A 23130-nucleotide genomic window follows, 5' to 3' on the forward strand; every position below is an offset into this window, starting at 1 on the left:
GCGAGGCGCCCATGGAAATCGGTCTGTCGCACTACCTGTCGGTCGCGGCCATCCTGTTCACGATCGGGATCTTCGGGATCTTCCTGAACAGGAAAAACGTGATCGTCATCCTGATGTCGATCGAGCTGTTGCTCTTGTCGGTGAACATCAACTTCGTCGCCTTCTCCTCCCACCTCGGCGACCTCATGGGCCAGATCTTCACCATGCTGGTGCTGACGGTGGCCGCCGCCGAGGCGGCGATCGGCCTGGCGATCCTGGTGGTCTACCACCGCAACCGCGGCTCTATCGCCGTGGAAGACATCAACATGATGAAGGGGTAAGACGAATGTACTCGGCAATCGTTTTCCTGCCCCTGATCGGCTTCCTGATCGCCGGCCTGTTCGGCCGCTATCTGGGCGCCAAGGCGAGCGAATACATCACCACGGGCCTGGTCATCGTCGCCGCGCTGCTGTCGTGGGTCGCCTTCTTCTCGGTCGGCTACGGCGAGACCGCGCTCTACCAGATCGAGGTGCTGCGCTGGATCACCTCGGGCGCGCTGGACGTGTCCTGGTCGCTCAGAATCGACACGCTGACGGTGGTCATGCTGGTGGTCGTCAACAGCGTGTCGGCGCTCGTGCATGTCTATTCGATCGGCTACATGCACCACGATCCGCACCGGCCGCGCTTCTTCGCCTACCTGTCGCTGTTCACCTTCGCCATGCTGTCGCTGGTGACCTCCGACAACCTGCTGCAGATGTTCTTCGGCTGGGAGGGCGTCGGCCTCGCCTCCTACCTGCTGATCGGCTTCTGGTACCAGAAGCCGTCGGCCAACGCGGCGGCGATGAAGGCCTTCGTCGTCAACCGCGTCGGCGACTTCGGCTTCGCGCTCGGCATCTTCGGCATCTTCTACCTGTTCGACAGCATCAACCTGTCGACGGTGTTCGCCAACGCGCCGGCCTTCATCGAGGGCCACGGCGAGGCGATGACCTTCCTCGGCTACGCCCTCGACCCGCATGCGGCGATGACCGTGGTGTGCCTGCTCTTGTTCATGGGCGCGATGGGCAAGTCGGCGCAGTTCCTGCTGCACACATGGCTGCCGGACGCGATGGAGGGCCCGACGCCTGTGTCTGCGCTCATCCACGCCGCGACGATGGTGACGGCGGGCGTGTTCATGGTCGCCCGGCTGTCGCCGCTGTTCGAGCTGTCGCACACGGCGCTGACGGTGGTCACCTTCTTCGGGGCGACCACGGCCTTCTTCGCCGCGACCGTCGGTCTGGTGCAGAACGACATCAAGCGCGTGATCGCCTATTCGACCTGCTCGCAGCTAGGCTACATGTTCGTCGCGCTCGGCGTCGGCGCCTATTCGGTCGGCATCTTCCACCTGTTCACGCACGCGTTCTTCAAGGCGCTGCTGTTCCTGTGCGCCGGTTCGGTGATCCATGCCGTGTCCGACGAGCAGGACATCCGCAAGATGGGCGGGCTGCGCAAGCACATCCCGATCACCTATTGGACGATGATGATCGGCACGCTGGCGTTGACCGGCGTCGGCATTCCGCTGACGGCCATCGGCTTCGCGGGCTTCATCTCCAAGGACGCGGTGATCGAGGCCGCCTATGCCGGCCACAACGCCATGGCGCATTACGGCTTCTGGCTGACGGTGGTGGCCGCGGGCCTGACCTCGTTCTACTCCTGGCGGCTGACCTTCATGACCTTCCACGGCAAGCCGCGCGCACCCGTCGACGTGATGAAGCACGTGCACGAGAGCCCCTGGGTGATGCTGGTGCCCTTGCTGCTGCTGGCGGTCGGCTCGGTGCTCGCCGGCATGGTCTTCAAGGAGGCCTTCATCGGCCACGGCTACGACGGGTTCTGGAAGGGGGCGCTGTTCACCGGCGCGGACAACCACGTGCTGCACGACATGCACGAGGTGCCGACCTGGGTGAAGGTGTCGCCGTTCGTGATGATGCTCGGCGGACTGCTGGTCGCCTGGCACTTCTACATCCGCTCGCCGGAAACGCCCAAGCGGCTGGCCGAGGAGCATCAAGGCCTGTACCAGTTCCTGCTCAACAAGTGGTACTTCGACGAACTCTATGACCGGATCTTCGTCCGCCCGGCGCTGTGGCTCGGCCGCGCGCTGTGGAAGAAGGGCGACGGCGCGGTCATCGACGGCCTCGGGCCGGACGGCGTCGCCGCCCGCGTCCAGAGCGTCACCAGCTGGGTCGTGCGGCTGCAGACCGGCTATCTCTACCATTATGCCTTTGCGATGCTGATCGGCGTGGCGGCGCTCGTCACCTGGTCGATGTTCACCGGAGTGATCTCCGGCGGGGGAGCGCACTGATGATCGACTGGCCGATCCTTACGACCACGACCTTCCTGCCGCTGGCGGGCGTGCTGGCCATCCTGCTGGTGCCGGGCGACGACGAGGGCGCCAAGCGCAACATCCGCATGGTCGCGCTGGTGACGACGCTGTTCACCTTCGTGCTGTCGCTGTTCATCTGGGGTGCGTTCGACTACGACAACCCGGGCTTCCAGATGGTCGAGAGCCGCGACTGGCTGTCGGGCACGATCACCTACAAGATGGGCGTCGACGGCATCTCGATGCTGTTCGTGATCCTGACCACGTTCCTGATGCCGTTCTGCATCCTGGCCTCCTGGGAGAGCGTGCAGAAGCGGGTCAAGGAATACATGATCGCGTTCCTGATCCTGGAAACGCTGATGATCGGCGTGTTCTGCGCGCTCGACCTGGTGGTGTTCTACGTCTTCTTCGAGGCGGGGCTGCTGCCGATGTTCCTGATCATCGGCGTGTGGGGCGGCAAGCGGCGCGTCTACGCGTCCTACAAGTTCTTCCTGTACACGCTGCTCGGCTCGGTGCTGATGCTGATCGCCGTCATGGCGATGTACTGGGAGGCGGGCACGACCGACATCACCGTGCTCCTGCGCCATCCGTTCGGCGAGAGCATGCAGACCTGGCTGTGGCTGGCCTTCTTCGCCTCCTTCGCGGTCAAGATGCCGATGTGGCCGGTGCATACCTGGCTTCCCGACGCCCACGTCGAGGCGCCGACGGCGGGGTCGGTGATCCTGGCCGGCATCCTGCTGAAAATGGGCGGCTACGGCTTCCTGCGCTTCTCGCTGCCGATGTTCCCGCTGGCGAGCGACATGTTCGCGCCGCTGGTGTTCACCCTGTCGGTGGTGGCGATCGTCTACACCTCGCTGGTGGCGCTGGCGCAGGAGGACATCAAGAAGCTGATCGCCTATTCCTCGGTCGCGCACATGGGCTACGTGACCATGGGCATCTTCACCATGACGCCGCAGGGCGTGCAGGGCGGGCTGTTCCAGATGCTGTCGCACGGCATCGTCTCGGGCGCGCTTTTCCTGTGCGTCGGCGTCATCTACGACCGCATGCACACGCGCGAGATCTCGGCCTACGGAGGCCTGGTCAACCGCATGCCGTTCTACGCGGTGGCGTTCCTGATCTTCACCATGGCCAACGTCGGCCTGCCCGGCACGAGCGGCTTCGTTGGCGAGTTCCTGACGCTGATGGGGGCCTTCGAGGTCAACACCTGGGTGGCGCTGATCGCGACCACCGGCGTGATCCTGTCGGCGGCCTATGCGCTCTTCCTCTACCGGCGCGTGGTGTTCGGCGCGCTCGACAAGGAGAGCCTGAAGTCGATCACCGACCTCAGCTTCCGCGAGCAGGCGATCCTGGTGCCGATGATTGTGCTGACCGTGCTGTTCGGCTTCTATCCGGCGCCGATCCTCGATGTCACCCAGGCCTCGGTGGACGCGCTGATCACCAACTACCAGGCCGCGCTGGACGCGGCGGGACAGGTGCAGCACGCCGCTGCGACCGCCCACTGACCTGCGACAGGACGAGAGACGCGAGCAATGACCGACGTTACCCAATTGCCCGATCTTCTGCCCGTGCTGCCGGAGATCTTCCTCGCCGTCGGCGCGCTGGTGCTGCTGATGATCGGCGTGTTCGGCGGGCCGCGCATCGGCTTCCTGGTCAACGGCATGTCGATGGGGCTGATCGCGGCAACGGGCCTGTTCGTGCTGCCGTTCGGCGCGCAGCTGGGCGAGACCTTCGGCGGCGCGTTCCTGCTCGACGGCTTCGCCTACTACATGAAGCTGCTGGTGCTGACGGGGTCGTTCTTCGCCATCGCCATGTCCTGGGCCTATGCCAAGAGCCAGGCCTTCGACCGGTTCGAGTATCCGGTGCTGATCGTGCTGGCGACGCTCGGCATGCTGCTGATGCTGTCGGCCAACGACATGATCGCGCTCTATCTCGGCCTGGAACTGCAGAGCCTGGCGCTCTACGTGGTGGCGGCGATCAACCGCGACAGCGTGCGCTCGACCGAATCGGGCCTGAAGTACTTCGTGCTCGGCTCGCTGTCCTCGGGCATGCTGCTCTACGGCATGTCGCTGGTCTACGGCTTCTCCGGCCAGGTCGGCTTCCCGCAGATCGCCGAGGTGCTGACGCGCGAGGGCGCCTCGCTCGGCCTCGTGTTCGGCCTCGTCTTCGTGCTCGCCGGCCTCGCCTTCAAGATCTCCGCGGTGCCGTTCCACATGTGGACGCCGGACGTCTACGAGGGCGCGCCGACACCGGTCACGGCGTTCCTGGCCGCCGCGCCAAAGGTCGCGGCCATGGGCCTGACCGTGCGCGTGGTCATCGACGCGTTCCAGCCGGTGACCGCCGACTGGCAGCAGATCATCGTCTTCGTGGCAATCGCCTCGATGCTGCTCGGCGCCTTCGCCGCCATCGGCCAGACCAACATCAAGCGCCTGATGGCCTATTCCTCGATCGGCCACATGGGCTATGCGCTGGTCGGCCTGGCGGCCGGCACGGTGGCCGGCGTCGAGGGCGTGCTGTTCTACATGACCGCCTATCTGGCCATGACGCTCGGCACCTTTGCCTGCATCCTGTCGATGCGCCGCAAGGACGGCATGGTCGAGGAGATCAGCGAACTGGCGGGCCTGTCGCGCACCAACCTGCCGATGGCGATCCTGCTGGCGATCCTGCTGTGGTCGCTCGCCGGAATTCCGCCGTTCATTGGCTTCTTCGGCAAGTGGTTCGTGTTCTCGGCCGCGGTCGAGGCCGGGCTCTATCCGCTCGCCATCATCGGCGTGCTCGCCTCGGTGGTCGGCGCCTACTACTACCTGCGCGTCATCAAGGTGATGTTCTTCGACGAGCCGGCGGAGAAGTTCGAGGCCATGCCGATGGAGCTGCGCGTCGTGCTCGGCCTGTCGAGCCTGTTCGTGATCTTCTTCGCCGCCGTGCCGGGGCCGGTGGTCGAGGCGGCGGGCGCTGCGGCCAAGAGCCTGTTCTGACGGTATGGCGGAGCCGCTGACGACCGGTCCGGCGCCGAGCGCGACGGGTTTCCGGGTCGAGTTCCATGACAGCGTCCCGTCGACCAACTCGCTGGCCATGGCGGCGGCACGCGCGGGCGATGCGGGCCGGCTGTGGATACTCGCTCACGAGCAGACCGCGGGACGCGGTCGGCGCGGGCGCGCCTGGGCCTCGTCGCGCGGCAACCTGTTCGCCAGCGTGCTGCTGATCGATCCGCAGCCGAAGGCGCGCATCGCCGAACTGCCGCTGGTCGCGGCGGTGGCGCTGGCCGAGGCGGTGGAGCGGGCCGCCGGCGCCCACGGCCTGGTCGGGCTGAAATGGCCGAACGACCTGCTGGTCGAGGGCGCCAAGCTGTCCGGCATCCTGCTGGAAGCGGAGACGCTGGCCGACGGCCGGCTGGCGGTCGTGTGCGGCTTCGGCGTGAATTGTGTTTCCCATCCCGAGCCGGACGGCTACAAGGCGACGGATCTGGCGGCACTCGGCTACCGGATCGGCGCCGGCCTGCTGTTCGACCGGCTGGCTGCGACATTCGGCGCCTGGCTCGACACCTGGTCCGCCGACAACGGCTTCGACGTCGTACGCCGGGCCTGGATGGGGCGGGCGCTCCGGCTTGGCGAGACGATCACGGTGCGGACGGGCACTGAGTCCGCGGCCGACCTGACTGGCCGGTTCTGCGAGATCGACGGCCGCGGGCAGCTGGTGCTGCAGCTTGACGACGGCACGATCAGGACCATTTCCGCCGGGGACGTGTTCTTCGGCCGGCTGACATAGACAGAACACTGCAGGGCAGGGAACCGAGGGTTCCGCGCGAGCAGCATGAACAAGCAAGGAGCACTGTGGATGGCGGATGCCAACGAAATCGTCTTCCTGCCCCTCGGCGGCGTGGGCGAAATCGGAATGAACCTGGGCCTTTACGGCTATGGCCCGGACGGCGACCGCACCTGGCTCGTGGTGGATTGCGGCGTGACCTTCGCCGGCCCGGAACTGCCGGGCGTCGACCTGGTGTTGCCCGACATCCGCTTCCTGGAAGGCGAGCGCGACCGCATCGCCGGCATCGTCATCACCCATGCGCACGAGGACCACTACGGCGCGCTGCTGCATCTGTGGCCGCACCTGCGCGCGCCGGTCTACGCGACGCCGTTCACCGCCGGGCTGCTGGCGGCCAAGGCGGAAAGCGAGCCGCATGCGCCGGAGATACCGGTGACCATCGTCAACCAGGGCGACCGGCTGAACATCGGCCCGTTCGACGTCGAGATCGTCGCCATGTCGCATTCCATCCCCGAGCCATGCGCGCTGGCGCTGCGGTTCCCGGAGGGGCTGGTGGTGCATTCCGGCGACTGGAAGATCGACCCGACGCCGGGGCTCGGCAAGCCGATCGACATGGATCGGTTGGCGGCGATCGGCCGGGAAGGGGTGCTGGCGCTCGTCTGCGATTCGACCAACGCCTACCGGGAGGGCATCAGCCCGAGCGAGGCCGACGTCGCGACCGAACTCAAGCGCGTGATCGGCGCCGCCAAGCACCGGGTCGCGGTGACGACCTTCTCGTCCAATGTGGCGCGCATCCGCGCGGTGGCCGAGGCGGCGGCGGCAGCGGAGCGCGACGTGGTGGTGGTCGGCCGCTCGATGCGCCGGGTGATCGACGTCGCCGGCGAACTCGGCTACCTGGACGGCCTGCCGCCCTTCCACGACGAGGATGCCTTCGGCTACCTGCCGCGCGACAAGGCGGTTCTGCTGTGCACGGGTTCGCAGGGCGAGCCGCGAGCGGCGCTGGCGCGCATCGCGTCCGGAGAGCATCGCAACATCGCCCTGACGCGCGGCGACCTGGTGATCTTCTCGGCGCGCACGATCCCAGGCAACGAGAAGGACGTCAACGCGGTCGTCAACGGCCTCGCCAAGGCCCAGATCGAGATCATGACCGACCGGGACGCCCTGATCCACGTGTCCGGTCATCCGCGCCGGGGCGAGCTGGAACAGATCTACAAGCTGCTGAAGCCCAAGGTGCTGGTGCCGGTCCACGGCGAGCCGTTTCATCTGGCCGCCCATGCCGAATTCGCCCGTGCCAAGAAGATCAAGACCGTGGTGGTGGCCGGCAACGGCGACATCGTCCGGCTCGGCCCCGGTCCGGCCGAAGTCATCGACGAGGCGCCGTTCGGCCTGACCTTGGTCGACGGCAAGATCGTGAACGAGCCGGAGCTGACCGGCGTCAAGGAGCGGCGCAAGCTGTCCTTCGCCGGCGCCGTGGTCGTCGCGCTGGTGCTCAACCGCAGTGGCGACCTGGTCGACGATCCGGCGCTGGCGCTGTTCGGCCTGCCGGAGACCGACAACGACGGCGAGAGCATGGAGGCGCTGGTGCTCAAGGCGGTCAACGGGGCGATCGGCAGCATCCCGAAGGCACGGCGCAAGGATGCCGACCTCGTCGGCGAGGCGGCGCGGCGGGCGGCGCGGTCGGCGGTTGCCGACATCTGGGGCAAAAAGACACTCTGCAAAGTGCTGGTCAGCCGTGTATGACGGAGCAAAGGACCGCGGCGCACCCGCTGCGGCCAGGGTCACTTGACGGGAGACAGGGGATGATCGGTCGGCTCAACCACGTGGCCATCGCGGTATCGGACATCGACGCGGCGACAGCGGTCTATCGCGACACGCTGGGTGCCGAGGTGTCGGGCAAGGTCGAGCAGCCCGACCATGGTGTGACGACCGTGTTCATCACGCTGCCGAACACCAAGATCGAGCTGCTGGAGCCGCTGGGCGACACTTCGCCGATCGCCAAGTTCCTCGAGCGCAACCCGTCGGGCGGCATCCATCATGTCTGCTACGAGGTCGACGACATCCGCGCGGCGCGCGACCAGCTGATGGCGCGGGGCGCGCGCGTGCTCGGCGACGGCGAGCCCAAGATCGGCGCGCATGGCAAGCCGGTGCTGTTCCTGCATCCGAAGGACTTCCTAGGCACGCTGACCGAACTCGAAGAGGCGTGAACCCGTGTTCGGCATGTCGATCCCCTTCGCGCTGGCCGTCTATTTCATGATCTGGTGGATCGTGCTGTTCGCGATCCTGCCGTTCGGCGTGCGCACCCAGGAGGAAGATGGCGCGGTGACCCCGGGCTCGGTGCCGAGCGCGCCGAGCCGGCCGCTTTTGCTGCGCAAGGCGCTGTGGACGACCGTGGTCGCGTCGGCGGTGTTCGCGAGCTTCGTGTGGCTGCGGGCGTCCGGCATCACGCTCGACGACATCCCGCTGCCGGGCCCGCGCTGAGAGGGCGGTGTGGGGCGTGCCGGGCAAGGGCGCCGCTTTGGCTCTGATCCGCTTTGGCTCTGATCCGCTTTGGATCGTGTGAAAAGAAAAAGCAGGGCGGGAGCCCTGCTTTTTTAGTTCCGCGTCTAAAACTCCCTCTTTACTCCGACGACCCCGAAGGGGTTTCGCCGGGTCGGCTGCGAACCCGAAGGTGCGCCCGAGGGATCTTCCTCCCAAGACTCAGACCGCGATGCCTCTTGTGCAAGGATACGATCGTCTCCGATCGTTACCTTTTTCTTATGCGCTGGGACCTTAGCGCATTGACACATACTTGTCACCATTTTGAGCGGCGGCGCCCAAAATTTTTGCTTGCCCAGAAAGCGGACGCGCCGAACGAGTCGGCATCGAGCGGGCAGGGCGCTGCACGGCGGCGGCAAAAGCGCCGGATAACCGGGTACCGCGGCGCAAGGGTCTTGTGTTTTTCCGGTGCTTGCGGTTTGACTGCGGCTCGTTCGGCCCGAGCCGCATCCAGACCCGAGAGTGACCATGCGCCTGTCCCGCTTCTTCCTGCCCATCCTGAAGGAAACGCCCAAGGAGGCGGAAATCGTCTCGCACCGGCTGATGCTGCGCGCGGGCATGATTCGCCAGCAGTCGGCAGGCATCTATTCGTGGCTGCCGCTGGGGTTCCGGGTGCTGCGCAAGATCGAGAAGATCGTCGAGGAGGAACAGGCGCGCGCCGGCGCGGTGCAGTTGCTGATGCCGACCATCCAGCCGGCCGACCTGTGGCGCGAAAGCGGGCGCTACGACGCCTACGGCAAGGAGATGCTGCGCATCACGGACCGTCACGAGCGCGAGATGCTGTACGGGCCGACCAACGAGGAGATGATCACCGAGATCTTCCGCTCCTACGTGCGCTCCTACAAGGACCTGCCGCTCAATCTCTACCACATCCAGTGGAAGTTCCGCGACGAGGTGCGCCCGCGCTTCGGCATCATGCGCGGCCGCGAGTTCCTGATGAAGGACGCCTATTCCTTCGACATCGACAAGGAGGCGGCGCGCCACGCCTACAACCGCATGTTCGTCGCCTATCTGCGCACCTTCGCCCGCATGGGGCTGAAGGCGATCCCGATGCGCGCCGACACCGGCCCGATCGGCGGCGACATGAGCCACGAGTTCATCATCCTCGCCTCGACCGGCGAGAGCGCGGTGTTCTGCGACAGGAGCCTGCTCGACCTGCCGACGCCGGGCGAGGACACGGACTTCCTGTCCGACCTGTCGCCGATCGTCGAGGCCTGGACGACGCCCTATGCGGCGACCGACGAGATGCATGACGAGACGACCTTCGCCGCGCTGCCGGAGGCGGAGCGCGTGTCGGCGCGCGGCATCGAGGTCGGCCACATCTTCTATTTCGGCACCAAGTATTCCGAGCCGATGGGCGCCAGGGTGATGACCGCAGAGGGCACCGAGGTGCCGGTGCACATGGGCTCCTACGGCGTCGGCGTGTCGCGCCTGCTGGGCGCGCTGATCGAGGCCAACCACGACGACGACGGCATCATCTGGCCCGCTTCGGTGGCGCCGTTCCATGTCGGCCTGATCAACCTGAAGCCGGGCGACGCCGACACCGATTCTGCCTGCGCCGGGCTCTACGCCAGGCTGGAGGCGGTCGGGGTCGAGGTGCTGTACGACGATGTCGACACCCGCGCCGGCGCCAAGTTCGCGACCATGGACCTGATCGGCCTGCCGTTCCAGATCATCGCCGGCCCGCGCGGCCTGAAGGATGGCGTGGTCGAGGTGAAGGAACGGGCGAGCGGACAGCGCGAGAGCCTGTCGCTGGAGGCGGCCTTCAACCGGGTGCGCGAAGCATTGACGGCCTGAGCCGGCTCGTCGATCCTGCCAGCGGGTATTCAGCGAGGATTCGGGGCGCGGCCGGACAGGGCGGAGCATGACGGAACGCAAGACGACCACGGCCGCGGCCGGAGCGGAGCGGGCCAAGGGCCCGCGGCCCTTCGCCGCCTTCGAATGGATGATCGCCGGCCGCTACCTGCGCTCGCGCCGGCGCGAGGCGTTCATCTCGGTGATCGCCGGCTTCTCCTTCGTCGGCATCATGCTCGGGGTGGCGACGCTGATCATCGTCATGGCGGTGATGAACGGCTTCCGCAGCGAGCTGCTGACCAAGATCCTCGGCATCAACGGCCACATGCTGGTGCAGCCGATCGACCAGCCGCTGACCGACTACGACGCGGTGGCGGCGCGCCTGGAAGGCGTTTCCGGCGTCGTCGCCGCGATGCCCTTCGTCGAGGGCCAGGCGATGGTGTCGGGGCCGGCCGGCAACTTCGGGGCGCTGGTGCGCGGCCTGTGGGAAGCCGACATCCGCCGCCTGCCGCTGGTCGCCGGAAACGTGCGCGCCGGCAGCCTCGACGGCTTCGACGAGGGCGGGGGCGTTGCCATCGGCACGCGCATGGCCCAGCAGCTCGGCCTCGCCGTCGGCGACAACGTGACCATCATCTCGCCGCGCGGCGCGGTGACGCCGATGGGCGTGACGCCGCGCCTCAAGTCCTATCCGATCCTGGCGGTGTTCGAGATCGGCATGTCGGAATACGACAGCACAATCCTGTTCATGCCGCTGGAGGAGGCCCAGGTCTATTTCCGCATGGAGGGCAAGGCGACCGGCGTCGAGGTCTATGTCGAGGATCCGGACAAGGTCGGGGCAATGCGCGCCAGCGTCGAGGACGGCGCGGCGCGGCCGGCCTTCGTCACCGACTGGCGCCAGCGCAACGTGACCTTCTTCTCCGCCCTGGAGGTGGAGCGCAACGTCATGTTCCTGATCCTGACGCTGATCGTCGTGGTCGCGGCGCTGAACATCATCTCCGGCCTGACCATGCTGGTGAAGGACAAGGGGCGCGACATCGCCATCCTGCGCACCATGGGCGCGACGCGCGGGGCGGTGATGCGCGTCTTCGTCATCACGGGAGCGAGCATCGGCATCGTCGGGACGCTCGCCGGCTTCCTGCTCGGGCTGGTCGTGTGCCTCAACATCGAGAGCATCCGCCAGTTCATCTCCTGGCTGACGCGCACGCAGCTGTTCGACCCGACGCTGTATTTCCTGTCGCGCATGCCGGCCGACATGGACAGCGGCGAGACCGTCATGGTGCTGGCGATGGCCATGGGGCTGTCGCTGCTGGCGACGCTCTACCCGGCCTGGCGGGCGGCCAGGCTCGATCCGGTCGAGGCGCTCAGATACGAATGACGGCGACGGCTTCCTCCCCGCAGACGGCCCGCGGGCCGAAGGGCGCTGCCGCCCGGCCGCCGGTGCTGCGGCTTACCGGCATCCGCCGCTCCTTCGCCGAGGCCGAGGGCCGGCTCGACATCCTCAAGGGCGCCGACCTGTCGATCGGCGCCGGCGAGATGGTCGCGCTGGTGGCGCCGTCGGGAACCGGCAAGTCGACCCTGCTGCACATCGCCGGCCTGCTGGAACGGCCCGACGCCGGCGAGGTCCATGTCGCCGGCCAGGCCTGCAGCGGCCTGTCGGACGACGCGCGCACGGCGATCCGCCGCAACGACATCGGCTTCGTCTATCAGTTCCACCATCTGCTGCCCGAGTTCACGGCGCTGGAGAACGTCATGATGCCGCAGATGATCGCCGGCCTGCCCAAGCCCGTGGCGGGCGAGCGGGCGCAGGAACTGCTCGCCTACATGCGTCTCGGCGCGCGGGCCAGCCACCGGCCGTCGGAACTGTCCGGCGGCGAACAGCAGCGCGTCGCCATCGCGCGCGCGGTCGCCAACGCGCCGCGGCTGCTGCTGCTCGACGAGCCGACCGGCAACCTCGATCCGCATACCGCCGGCTATGTCTTCGACGCCGTGCAGGCACTGGTGCGCGCCTCCGGCGTCGGCGCGCTGTTCGCCACCCACAACATGGAGCTGGCGGCCCGCATGGACCGGGTGATCACCCTGCGCGACGGGCTGGTGCTCGACCTGTGAGCGCGCAGCCCGCCTGCCGCTCCGGGGCGGCGCCGGCTGCCGCCTGACCGAGGTTCCGCGATCTTGTTCGTATTTTGTTCACCATCGTGGGAGAATATCGGGCATGGTCGCGGGTCGGTGCATTTTTCGGGTTGTCAATGGAACAAAAAGAGAACATCCTGTCTCTATCGACTGTATCGGACACTGACAGGAGGAAGACATGACCTATTTCGCTCGCGATGTCGCCGCTTTCGGGTCGCTGGTCGTGTTCTGCGCCACCATCGCCGTGTGGGGCGAGGTGCTGCTGGCGCTGAACTGAAGTCCACCCCGTCCGCAGGTGGCCGCGCCGGCGCGACCGATCGCCCGCCCGATCGCACGCCGATCTCGGGCGGTCGTCCACAGCGGCGGCGATCCGGATCGGCGGCAAGGCCGCGGTGCGCTCGACAGGGACGGCCGCATCGGCTTCACTTGACGGCGATTCCCGCCCGCCGCGGAGGGATCCGTGCCGGATCGCCCCCGGATCGCCCCCGGATCGCTTCGGCATCGCGCCCGATACGCGCCGGAACGTCGGGTGCTGAGAGGTGATGCGATGACCGATGCCGGATTCGTGCACTGAAAGGTGATGCCATGATCGATGCCGGATTCGTGCACCTGAGGGTGCATTCCGCCCTGTCGCTGCTGGAAGGCGCGCTGCCGATCAAGAAGCTGCTCGACCTCGCCAAGGCCGATGCGCAGCCGGCGCTGGCGATTACCGATACCGGCAACCTGTTCGGGGCGCAGGAGTTCTCCGGCAAGGCCTGGGGGGCCGGCATCCAGCCGATCATCGGCTGCCAGCTTGCCGTCGCCTTCGACGACGGCGGCGGCGAGGATCGGCGCGGCGAGCCGCCGCTGTTGGACGTCGTGCTGCTGGCGGCAAGCGAGGCGGGCTACGGCAACCTTATGGAACTGTCGAGCCGGGCCTATCTCGACACGGCGACGGGCCTGAAGCCGCATGTGCCGGCGGCACTGCTGGAGGAAAAGTCCGGCGGGCTGATCCTGCTCACCGGCGGCGTCAACGGCCCGATCGGGCGGGCGCTGCTCGCCGGCAACCGGACACTGGCCGAGGCGCGGCTGAAGCGGCTCGCCGCAGCCTTCCCCAACCGCACCTATGTCGAACTGCAGCGCCACGGCATGGCCGAGGAGCGACGCTGCGAACCGGGCTTCCTCGAGCTTGCCTACGAACTCGGCCTGCCGCTGGTCGCCACCAACGAGGCATTCTTCCCCAAGCGCGAGGACTACGAGGCGCATGACGCGCTGATCTGCATCGCCGAGGGCCGGGTGCTGATCGAGGAGGATCGGCGCAAGCTGACGCCCGAGCACTATTTCAAGTCCCGCGCGGAGATGCTGGAGCTGTTCTGCGATCTGCCGGAAGCGACCGCCAACACGGTCGAGATCGCCCGGCGCTGCCACTACCGGCCGCTCCGGCGCGATCCGATCCTGCCGCGCTTCGCCGGCGCGGACGCCGATCCGGAGGCGGCGGAAAAGGCGGAAGCGGAGGAACTCCGGCGCCAGGCGCGCGACGGCCTGAAGGCGCGGCTCGAGGCCCATGGCCTCGCTCCTGGCCTGGGCCAGCAGGACTACTGGGACCGGCTCGACTACGAACTCGGCGTCATCGAGCGGATGAAGTTTCCAGGCTACTTCCTGATCGTCGCCGACTTCATCAAATGGGCCAAGGCGCACGACATTCCGGTCGGTCCGGGCCGCGGCTCCGGTGCCGGCTCGGTGGTCGCCTGGGCGCTGACCATCACCGACCTAGACCCGATGCGCTTCTCGCTGCTGTTCGAGCGCTTCCTCAATCCCGAGCGCGTGTCGATGCCCGACTTCGACATCGACTTCTGCCAGTACCGGCGCGAGGAGGTGATCCGCTACGTGCAGGAAAAATACGGCCGTCGGCAGGTGGCGCAGATCATCACCTTCGGCTCGCTTCAGGCGCGCGCGGTGCTGCGCGACGTCGGCCGGGTGTTGCAGATGCCCTATGGCCAGGTCGACCGGCTGTGCAAGCTGGTGCCGGCCAACCCGGCCAACCCGGTCACGCTCGCCCAGGCGATCGGCGACGAGCCGCGGCTGCGCGAGGCGGCACGCGAGGAGGAGATCGTCGACCGGCTGCTGACCATGGCGCAGAAGCTGGAAGGACTCTACCGCCACGCCTCGACCCACGCCGCCGGCGTGGTCATCGGCGACCGGCCGCTGGAACAGCTGGTGCCGCTCTACCGCGATCCGCGCTCCGACATGCCGGTCGCCCAGTTCAACATGAAGATGGTCGAGGACGCGGGCCTGGTGAAGTTCGACTTCCTCGGCCTGAAGACGCTGACGGTGATCGACACGGCCGTCAAGCTGATCGCCCGCAAGGGGGTCACCGTCGACATGGCCTCGGTACCACTCGACGATGCCAGGACCTACCAGCTGCTGGCCAGAGGCGAGACGGTCGGCGTGTTCCAGCTGGAAAGCCAGGGCATGCGCCGGGCGATCGCCGGCATGAAGCCCGACCGCTTCGAGGACATCATCGCGCTGGTGGCGCTGTACCGGCCGGGCCCGATGGAGAACATCCCGGTCTACAATGCCGTCAAGCACGGCGAGCAGGAGGCCGACTACCTGCACCCGTTGCTGGAGCCGATCCTGAAGGAGACCAACGGCATCATCGTCTACCAGGAACAGGTGATGCAGATCGCCCAGGTGCTGTCGGGCTACTCGCTCGGCGAGGCCGACCTCTTGCGCCGCGCCATGGGCAAGAAGATCGCCGCGGAGATGGAGGTGCAACGGGCCCGCTTCGTCGACGGCGCGGTCGAGCGCGGCGTCGACCGCGACCAGGCCGGCACGATCTTCGACCTCGTCGCCAAGTTCGCCAACTACGGCTTCAACAAGTCGCACGCGGCTGCCTATGCGCTGGTTTCCTACCACACGGCCTGGCTGAAGGCGAACCACCCGGTCGAGTTCATGGCGGCATCGATGACGCTTGACCTCGGCAACACCGACAAGCTCGGCGACTTCCGACAGGAGGCGCGCCGCATGGGCATCGCGATCGTGCCGCCGTCGATCAACCGTTCCATGCATCCTTTCGACGTCGACGACGGCAGGATCGTCTACGCTCTCGGCGCCATCAAGGGCGTCGGCGAGCAGGCGGTGCAGCACATCGTCGAGGCGCGCGGCACGCAGCCGTTCCGGAGCCTCGGCGACTTCGCGCGCCGGGTGTCGCCGCGCTTCCTCAACAAGCGGACGCTGGAGAGCCTCGCCGCGGCGGGCGCCTTCGACGACCTGGAGCCGAACCGGGCGCGGGTCCTGGAAGGGCTCGACCGGATCATCGGCATCGCGCAGCGCACGGAGGAAAACAGCGTCCTCGGCCAGAACGAGCTGTTCGGCGGCGGCGGCGAGGAGGAGGACCTGCACCTGCCCGAGGTCGCCGCCTGGATGCCGGCCGAGCGGCTGCAGCGCGAGCATGCGGCGATCGGCTTCTACCTGTCGTCGCATCCGCTGGACGAGTACCAGCCGCTGCTGGAGCGGATGCGGGTGCAGTCCTGGGCGCAGTTTTCCGAAGCGGTCAAGCGCGGCGCCTCGGCCGGCCGGCTCGCCGGCACGGTGATCTCGCGCCAGGAGCGGAAGACCAAGTCCGGCAACCGCATGGGCATCGTGCGGCTGTCGGACGCCTCTGGCCAGTTCGAGGCGCTGCTGTTTTCCGAAAAGCTCAACCAGTTCCGCGACCAGCTCGAGCCCGGCCGGTCGGTGGTGATCCTGGTCAGCGCCGACATGCGCGACGACGAGCCGAGCCTGCGCGTGGAGCAGGTCGATCCGATCGAGGCGGTGGCGACGCGGGTGCAGAAGAGCCTGAGGGTGTTCCTGCGCGACGAGCGGCCGCTGAAGAGCCTGGCGCGCCAACTGGGCGGGCGGGGCGACGGCGAGGTCAATGTGGTCGTGCTGCTCGACGGCGGCCGGCGCGAGGTCGAGGTCAAGCTGCCCGGCCGCTACCGGCTGTCGCCGGAAATCGCCGGGGCGCTCAAGGCCGTACCTGGCGTGACCGACGTTCAGCTGTCCTGACGCGGCGTCGCGCCGGCATCGGGCCCGACTGGTGCGGCCAGCCCACAAAGCGCCGCTGCAGGCTTGAATTCGCCGCCCCCGCCCACTATAAGGCGCGCATTCCACACGCGAGGGCGGGCACCGGCAAGGCCGGAGTCCATCCGGTGGCGGGACGGCAGCTGCCCCCGCCGCAGACCCTCGCGGAGGTCAAAACCGGAAAAGCAGGAGTTCAAGGGCCATGGCATTGCCCGATTTCACCATGCGTCAGCTGCTCGAGGCCGGCGTCCACTTCGGCCACCAGAAGCACCGCTGGAACCCGCGCATGGCGCCGTACATCTTCGGCGTGCGCAACGACATCCACATCATCGACCTCGCCCAGACGGTGCCGCTTCTGCACCAGGCGCTGAAGGCGGTGAGCGACACCGTCGCCGGCGGCGGGCGCGTGCTCCTGGTCGGCACCAAGCGCCAGGCGCAGGAGTCGGTGGCCGGGGCGGCACGCAATTCCGCGCAGTATTTCGTCAACGCCCGCTGGCTCGGCGGCATGCTGACCAACTGGAAGACCATTTCCGGGTCGATCCAGCGCCTGCGCAAGCTGGAGGAAACCCTCAGCACCGACGCGGCCGGCCTGCTGACCAAGAAGGAGCGGCTGTTCATGGACCGCGAGCGCGAGAAGCTCGAGCGGAACCTGGGCGGCATCAAGGACATGGGCGGCCTGCCTGACCTGATCTTCGTGATCGACACCAACCGCGAGGCGATCGCCATCCAGGAAGCGCGCCGTCTCGGCATCCCGGTCGCGGCGATCCTCGACTCCAACTGCGATCCGGACGGCATCACCTATCCGGTGCCGGGCAACGACGATGCCGGCCGCGCGATCACGCTGTACTGCGACCTGATCGCCCGCGCCGCCATCGACGGCATCTCGCGCGCCCAGGGCAACATGGGCATGGACATCGGCGCGTCGGAAGTGGCGCCGGTCGAAACCGTCCTGGCGGACGAAGGCGCTGAAGTCGCGTCTGAAGAAACTGCCACAGATGCCTGATTTCCATGAATGCGGCGGCCAGCCCGCCGCATTCTCTTCCAGTCGCTGACGGTGACCGGCCAGGGTCGGCAACCGTCATACGCGTGCGGCAGCCTTAGGGTAGACCGCGCGCATCCGTAACTCCCATCCACGAGGCTATCGATGAGCATCACCGCAGCGATGGTAAAGGACCTCCGCGAGAAGACCGGCGCGGGCATGATGGACTGCAAGACCGCCCTCAGCGAGACCGGCGGCGACATGGAGGCGGCGATCGACTGGCTGCGCACCAAGGGTCTTGCCAAGGCGGCCAAGAAGGCCGGCCGCGTGGCGGCCGAGGGCCTGGTCGGCGTCGCTTCTGAAGGCAGCAAGGCGGCGGTCATCGAGCTGAACTCCGAGACCGACTTCGTCGCCCGCAACGAGGGCTTCCAGAAGCTCGTGCGCGACGTCGCCTCCGTGGCGGTGTCGAGCGAAGGTGGCCTCGACGCGCTCGCCTCAGCACCCTACCCGGGCAGCGGAAAGACCGTCGACGAGGCGATCAAGGACGCGATCGCGACCATCGGCGAGAACATGACCCTGCGTCGCGCCGCTGCGCTGTCGGTGTCGGCCGGCGTCGTCGCCACCTACGTGCACAGCGCCGTCTCCGAGGGCCTGGGCAAGATCGGCGTCCTGGTCGCGCTGGAATCCTCCGGCGATGCGGACAAGCTGAACGGCCTCGGCAGGCAGATCGCCATGCACATCGCCGCGACCAGCCCTCTGGCGCTCAACGTCGACGAGCTGGATCCGGCCGTGGTCGAGCGCGAGCGTTCGGTGTTCACCGAGCAGGCGCGCGAGTCGGGCAAGCCGGACAACATCATCGAGAAGATGGTCGAAGGCCGCATCCGCAAGTTCTACGAGGAAGTGACGCTGGTGAAGCAGGCCTTCGTCATCGATCCGGACAAGACCGTCGAGCAGGCGGTCGAGGCGCTGGCGAAGGAACTCGGCACGCCGGTCAAGCTGGTCGGCTTCGTTCGCTTCGCCCTCGGCGAGGGGATCGAGAAGGAGGAAACGGACTTCGCGGCCGAGGTGGCAGCAGCCACCGGCCAGTAAGGTCCAGGAAAGAGGGCGCCGGAACTTCCGGCGCCCTTTTTGTAGATACGGTTTCCTCAGTTCGAAAAGGCGCGACCATGACCGAACCCCTCCGCTGGCGACGCATCCTCCTGAAACTGTCCGGCGAAGCGCTGATGGGATCGCAGCCGTTCGGCATCGATCCGGCGGTGGTCGAGCGGATCTCGGTGGAGATCGCCGACGCGGTCAAGCTCGGTGCGCAGGTCGGGGTGGTGGTCGGCGGCGGCAACATCTTTCGCGGCGTTGCGGTAGCGGCCAAGGGCGGCAACCGGGTCACCGGCGACCACATGGGCATGCTGGCGACGGTGATGAACAGCCTGACGCTGGCCGATGCGCTGCGCCGGCGCGGCGTGCCGGCGCGCGTGCTGTCGGCGGTTCCGGTGCCGTCGATCTGCGAGACCTTCACCCAGCGTGGGGCCGACCGCTACATGGAGGACGGCGACGTCATCGTGTTCGCAGGCGGCACGGGCAACCCGTTCTTCACCACCGATTCGGGCGCCGCATTGCGCGCCGCCGAGATGCAGTGCGACGCGTTCCTGAAGGGAACCCAGGTCGACGGCGTCTATTCGGAAGACCCGAAGATCAACCCGGACGCCGAGCGCTACACCCAGCTCAGCTTCGAGGAGGTCATCCAGCGGAACCTGAAAGTGATGGATACCACGGCCATCGCGCTTGCCCGCGACAACTCGATCCCGATAATCGTGTTCTCGATTCACACGCCCGGCGCCCTGGTCGACGTGCTGCAGCAGCGGGGCCGGTATACCCTGGTCAGCGATTGAGCCGAAAACCCGGGTTTCTCTTGTCTTGGAAAAAGACTATGCCATGGTTGCAGCGCGGTTCCGCCGGGCCGCGGCACCAATGAACAACAAAGCGAGGACAACATGCCGGTAGATGGTGTCGACCTTGGAGATCTCGAGCGCCGCATGCAGGGCGCGCTCAGCGTGCTGAAGACCGAACTCGCCGGCCTGCGCACGGGCCGGGCCTCGTCGAGCATGATGGACGCCATCGTGGTCAACGCCTACGGCCAGTCCATGCCAATCAACCAGGTCGCGACGGTCAGCGTGCCAGAGCCGCGCATGGTCGCGGTGCAGGTGTGGGACAAGAGTATGGTCGGAGCCGTCGAGAGGGCGATCCGCGAGTCGAACCTCGGCCTCAATCCGGTGGTCGACGGCCAACTGCTGCGCCTGCCGATCCCCGAGCTGAACCAGGAGCGGCGGCAGGAACTGATCAAGGTCGCGCACAAATACGCCGAACAGGCGAAAGTCGCGATCCGGCACGTGCGCCGCGACGGCATGGACATGATCAAGAAGCTGGAGAAGGACGGCGCCATCAGCCAGGACGACAGCCGGGTTGCCGCCGACGACGTGCAGAAGCTGACCGACCGAGAGATTGCCGAGGTCGATTCCATGCTGGAGAAGAAGCAGCAGGAAATTTCCCAGGTCTGAGGCCGCCCACCGGCGGCTTTGAGGGTTTTCATGACAGTTCGCCCCGATCTTAGCTCAGAGACGCCGGAGGGCTGCGCGCGGCCCGCCGGCCGTCCCCGGCACGTGGCGCTGATCATGGACGGCAACGGCCGTTGGGCGCAGGCGCGCGGCCTGCCGCGCACGGAAGGGCACCGGCACGGACTGGAGGCGCTGCGCGCCACCATCCGCCGAGCCGCAGAGGTCGGCATCGACTACGTCACGGTGTTCAGCTTCTCGTCGGAAAACTGGGCGCGGCCGGACGGCGAGGTGAGCTATCTGATGGGGCTGCTGCGCCGCTTCGTGCAGCGCGACCTGTCCGAGATCCACCAGGCCAACATCCGCGTGCGCGTCATCGGCGCGCGCGAAGGGCTCGAACCCGGAATCCGCGGCCTGCTCGAGGAGGCCGAGACCCTGACGCGCGCCAACACCGGCATGACGCTAGTGGTTGCCTTCAACTATGGCGGACGCGACGAACTGGTGCGCGCGGTGAAGGCGCTGGCCGAGGACGTCGCCCAGGGCCGGCTCAGGCCGGAGGCGATCACCGAGGATGACATTTCCCGCCGACTCGACACGGCCGGGATCCCCGATCCGGACCTGATCATCCGCACCAGCGGTGAGCTGCGCCTGTCCAATTTCCTGCTGTGGCAGGCAGCCTACACCGAATTCTACTTCTCGCCGGTGCTGTGGCCCGATTTTGACGCCGCCGCTTTCGACGACGCTCTGACGGCCTTCGCCGAGCGGGATCGCAGGTACGGTGGCCTGTCGGCCAAGATCCGCTGACCGCCATGGCCGGCGACCAGACCAGTCCCGAACCCGCTGGCCGGCCCGCGTCGGACCTGCGGCTGCGCGTCCTCTCGGCGCTGGTGCTCGGGCCGGCGGCGCTCGCCATCGCCTATCTCGGAGGGCCGATCTTCGCGGCGCTGGTGCTCGCCGGTGGCATCCTGTTTCTGCGCGAATGGCTGGTAATCGTTGGCGAAACGCCGGCTGGACGGGCCGCGCTTGCCGGCTATGCGGTGGTGGCGGCGACGGCCGTTCTGGCCTACTACGGCGAGGCAGTGGCGGCTGTGGCCGTCACCCTCGCCGCGGGCCTGCTGCTCTATGGCCTGTCAGGGGTGCGCCCGCTCGGACGCTGGAGCGCGGAAGGCCTGCTCTATGCCGGTCTTGCCGTCGTCGCCCTGATTGTCGAGCGCCAGGGCGTGCAGGGCGACTTCTTTGTGCTCTACCTGATTGCCGTGGTCTGGACGACCGACATCGCGGCCTATTTCGTCGGCCGCAGCGTCGGCGGGCCGCGGCTGTGGCCGCGAGTGTCGCCGAAGAAGACCTGGGCGGGCGCCATCGGCGGCCTGGTGCTGGGCGCCGGCGCGGGGGCCGGGCTCGCGCTCGTCTTCGGGCGCGCGGACATCCTCCACTGGCTGGCGCTGGCGGTTTTCCTGTCGGCGGTGTCACAGGGCGGGGATTTGCTGGAATCGGCCGTCAAGCGCCGTTTTGGCGTCAAGGATTCCGGCGCGCTGATCCCCGGCCACGGCGGCCTTATGGACCGGGTCGACGGACTGGTCGCCGCCGCCATCGCCGCCGCAGTGCTCGGCCTGCTTCTGGGCGGTGCGCCGGCGGACCCGATCGCCGGCATCGGCCTCACCTGAGACAACGACACCAAGCGGCAGATGGACCATACGACGCTGAACAACACGCAGGCTTCCGCTTCACCGGCTGACCGGCCGCTGCGGCTCGTCATACTCGGGGCGACCGGCTCGATCGGGCGCAGCACGCTGGACATCGTCGCACGCGAGCCGGAGCGTTTCGAGGTCGTCGCTCTGGTTGCAGACCGCAACGCGGCGGCACTCGCCGGCCTTGCGCGCTCGGTCAGGGCCGGCTTCGCCGCGCTGGCCAGCGAGGACAGGGGGGCGGAACTTGCCGCCGCGCTCGCTGGCAGCGGCATCGCCTGTGGGGCAGGGGCAGGGGCGGTCCTCGACGCGGTGTTGCGGCCGGCCGACATGGTCGTTGCCGCGATCGTCGGCTCGGCCGGGCTGACGCCGACCTTCGCGGCAGTCGCCGCCGGCCGCACGGTGGCGCTCGCCAACAAGGAGTGCCTGGTATGCGCCGGCGAGCTGTTCATGGGCGAGGCGCGGCGCACCGGCGCGACAGTGCTGCCGGTTGATTCGGAGCACAACGCCATCTTCCAGGTGCTGGAGACCCATAATGCCGCAGAGGTCGAAAAGATCATCCTGACGGCCTCTGGCGGACCGTTCCGGCGCCTGTCCCTGGAGGCGATGCGCACGGTCACGGCTGAGCAGGCGCTCAAGCATCCCAACTGGGACATGGGCAGCAGGATCAGCATCGACAGTGCTACCTTGATGAACAAGGGCCTGGAGGTCATCGAAGCGTCGCATCTGTTCCCAGTCCGCCACGACCAACTGGAGGTTCTCGTTCACCCGCAGTCGGTCGTACATGGCCTGGTGCAGTACCGAGACGGCTCTCTGCTCGCGCAGATGGGCGCCCCGGACATGCGCACGCCGATCGCTCACTGCCTCGCCTTTCCGCAGCGCATGGCCGTGCCGGTGCGGCGCCTCGATCTCGCAAGTCTTGGAACGCTGACCTTCGAGCGCCCGGATACGGCCCGCTTTCCGGCTCTGCGGCTCGCGCTGGAGGCGATGCGGGCAGGGGGCGGCGCCCCGGCAGCGCTCAACGCAGCTGACGAGGAGGCGGTGGCCGCCTTCCTCGCCGGCCGGCTCGGTTTCCTCGACATCGCCGCGGTGGTGGAGGAGGTGCTCGGACGGCTCGAGGGGCAGGGGCAACTCGGCCGGCCCGAGTCGATCCCGGTGGCGCTCGACGTCGACCGCGCGGCGCGGGCCGCGGCGCGCGAGGCGATTGCGCGGCGCCAGCGCTGAAAGCGCTTGCGCCGGAGCACCGCTCGGCCCATGAATTGGCCACGATCTTGACAGACGCTACCGGCTGGTGGGCGGTGGCGGCAATCGATGCGGGTGACCGCGCGGGCT

19 protein-coding genes are annotated in these 23130 nt (G+C 67.7%); all 19 read left to right on the plus strand.

Features of this window, described 5'->3' with window-relative positions:
* Window positions 1-11: 11 nt before the first annotated feature.
* Window positions 12-320 carry an NADH-quinone oxidoreductase subunit NuoK gene (gene nuoK, locus SL003B_RS10540; RefSeq protein ID WP_013652822.1) on the plus strand — a complete coding sequence of 103 codons (309 nt, stop codon included), beginning with the start codon at window positions 12-14 and terminating at the stop codon, window positions 318-320.
* Between the two features lie 5 nt (window positions 321-325).
* Window positions 326-2314 carry an NADH-quinone oxidoreductase subunit L gene (gene nuoL, locus SL003B_RS10545; protein WP_013652823.1) on the plus strand — a complete coding sequence of 663 codons (1989 nt, stop codon included), beginning with the start codon at window positions 326-328 and terminating at the stop codon, window positions 2312-2314.
* On the plus strand, window positions 2314-3834 hold the full coding sequence (locus SL003B_RS10550; RefSeq protein ID WP_013652824.1) for an NADH-quinone oxidoreductase subunit M: 1521 nt from the start codon (window positions 2314-2316) through the stop codon (window positions 3832-3834). The genes nuoL and SL003B_RS10550 overlap by 1 nt, the downstream gene beginning before the upstream one ends.
* A 27-nt stretch (window positions 3835-3861) precedes the next feature.
* Complete coding sequence (gene nuoN, locus SL003B_RS10555; RefSeq protein WP_013652825.1) at window positions 3862-5304, plus strand: NADH-quinone oxidoreductase subunit NuoN; 1443 nt, start codon at window positions 3862-3864, stop codon at window positions 5302-5304.
* A 4-nt stretch (window positions 5305-5308) separates the two neighbouring features.
* A complete protein-coding gene (locus SL003B_RS10560; RefSeq protein ID WP_013652826.1) occupies window positions 5309-6094 on the plus strand; it encodes a biotin--[acetyl-CoA-carboxylase] ligase in 786 nt (261 codons plus the stop codon).
* A gap of 69 nt (window positions 6095-6163) precedes the next feature.
* Complete coding sequence (locus tag SL003B_RS10565; protein WP_013652827.1) at window positions 6164-7831, plus strand: ribonuclease J; 1668 nt, start codon at window positions 6164-6166, stop codon at window positions 7829-7831.
* Window positions 7832-7890: 59 nt separating this feature from the next.
* Window positions 7891-8295: a methylmalonyl-CoA epimerase gene (gene mce / locus SL003B_RS10570; RefSeq protein WP_013652828.1), complete on the plus strand. Its 405-nt coding sequence runs from the start codon at window positions 7891-7893 to the stop codon at window positions 8293-8295.
* 13 nt (window positions 8296-8308) lie between these two features.
* Entirely contained in the window at window positions 8309-8569 is a 261-nt protein-coding gene (locus SL003B_RS10575; protein WP_041376033.1) for a DUF1467 family protein, read from the plus strand.
* Between the two features lie 525 nt (window positions 8570-9094).
* On the plus strand, window positions 9095-10423 hold the full coding sequence (gene proS, locus SL003B_RS10580) for a proline--tRNA ligase (RefSeq protein ID WP_013652831.1): 1329 nt from the start codon (window positions 9095-9097) through the stop codon (window positions 10421-10423).
* A gap of 67 nt (window positions 10424-10490) precedes the next feature.
* Entirely contained in the window at window positions 10491-11795 is a 1305-nt protein-coding gene (locus SL003B_RS10585) for a lipoprotein-releasing ABC transporter permease subunit (RefSeq protein ID WP_013652832.1), read from the plus strand.
* On the plus strand, window positions 11792-12526 hold the full coding sequence (locus tag SL003B_RS10590) for an ABC transporter ATP-binding protein (RefSeq protein ID WP_013652833.1): 735 nt from the start codon (window positions 11792-11794) through the stop codon (window positions 12524-12526). The genes SL003B_RS10585 and SL003B_RS10590 overlap by 4 nt, the downstream gene beginning before the upstream one ends.
* A gap of 606 nt (window positions 12527-13132) precedes the next feature.
* Window positions 13133-16573 (plus strand): DNA polymerase III subunit alpha, encoded by a 3441-nt coding sequence (dnaE, locus tag SL003B_RS10595; protein WP_013652835.1) that lies wholly within the window; start codon window positions 13133-13135, stop codon window positions 16571-16573.
* Window positions 16574-16790: 217 nt separating this feature from the next.
* Window positions 16791-17591, plus strand: a complete 801-nt coding sequence (gene rpsB / locus SL003B_RS10600; protein ID WP_013652836.1) for a 30S ribosomal protein S2 — start codon at window positions 16791-16793, stop codon at window positions 17589-17591.
* A 141-nt stretch (window positions 17592-17732) separates the two neighbouring features.
* Window positions 17733-18656, plus strand: a complete 924-nt coding sequence (gene tsf, locus SL003B_RS10605) for a translation elongation factor Ts (RefSeq protein ID WP_013652837.1) — start codon at window positions 17733-17735, stop codon at window positions 18654-18656.
* Between the two features lie 77 nt (window positions 18657-18733).
* A complete protein-coding gene (gene pyrH / locus SL003B_RS10610) occupies window positions 18734-19453 on the plus strand; it encodes a UMP kinase (protein ID WP_013652838.1) in 720 nt (239 codons plus the stop codon).
* Between the two features lie 102 nt (window positions 19454-19555).
* Window positions 19556-20119 (plus strand): ribosome recycling factor, encoded by a 564-nt coding sequence (gene frr, locus SL003B_RS10615; protein ID WP_041375491.1) that lies wholly within the window; start codon window positions 19556-19558, stop codon window positions 20117-20119.
* Window positions 20120-20149: 30 nt separating this feature from the next.
* Window positions 20150-20917, plus strand: coding sequence for an isoprenyl transferase (locus SL003B_RS10620; protein ID WP_041375492.1), 768 nt, complete (start codon window positions 20150-20152; stop codon window positions 20915-20917).
* A gap of 5 nt (window positions 20918-20922) precedes the next feature.
* Entirely contained in the window at window positions 20923-21777 is an 855-nt protein-coding gene (locus tag SL003B_RS10625) for a phosphatidate cytidylyltransferase (protein ID WP_013652841.1), read from the plus strand.
* 21 nt (window positions 21778-21798) lie between these two features.
* Window positions 21799-23022, plus strand: coding sequence for a 1-deoxy-D-xylulose-5-phosphate reductoisomerase (dxr, locus tag SL003B_RS10630; RefSeq protein ID WP_013652842.1), 1224 nt, complete (start codon window positions 21799-21801; stop codon window positions 23020-23022).
* The last annotated feature ends 108 nt before the right edge of the window (window positions 23023-23130 follow it).

Origin of the sequence: Polymorphum gilvum SL003B-26A1, from assembly GCF_000192745.1 — a bacterium.
GTDB classification, from domain to species: Bacteria; Pseudomonadota; Alphaproteobacteria; order Rhizobiales; family Stappiaceae; genus Polymorphum; species Polymorphum gilvum.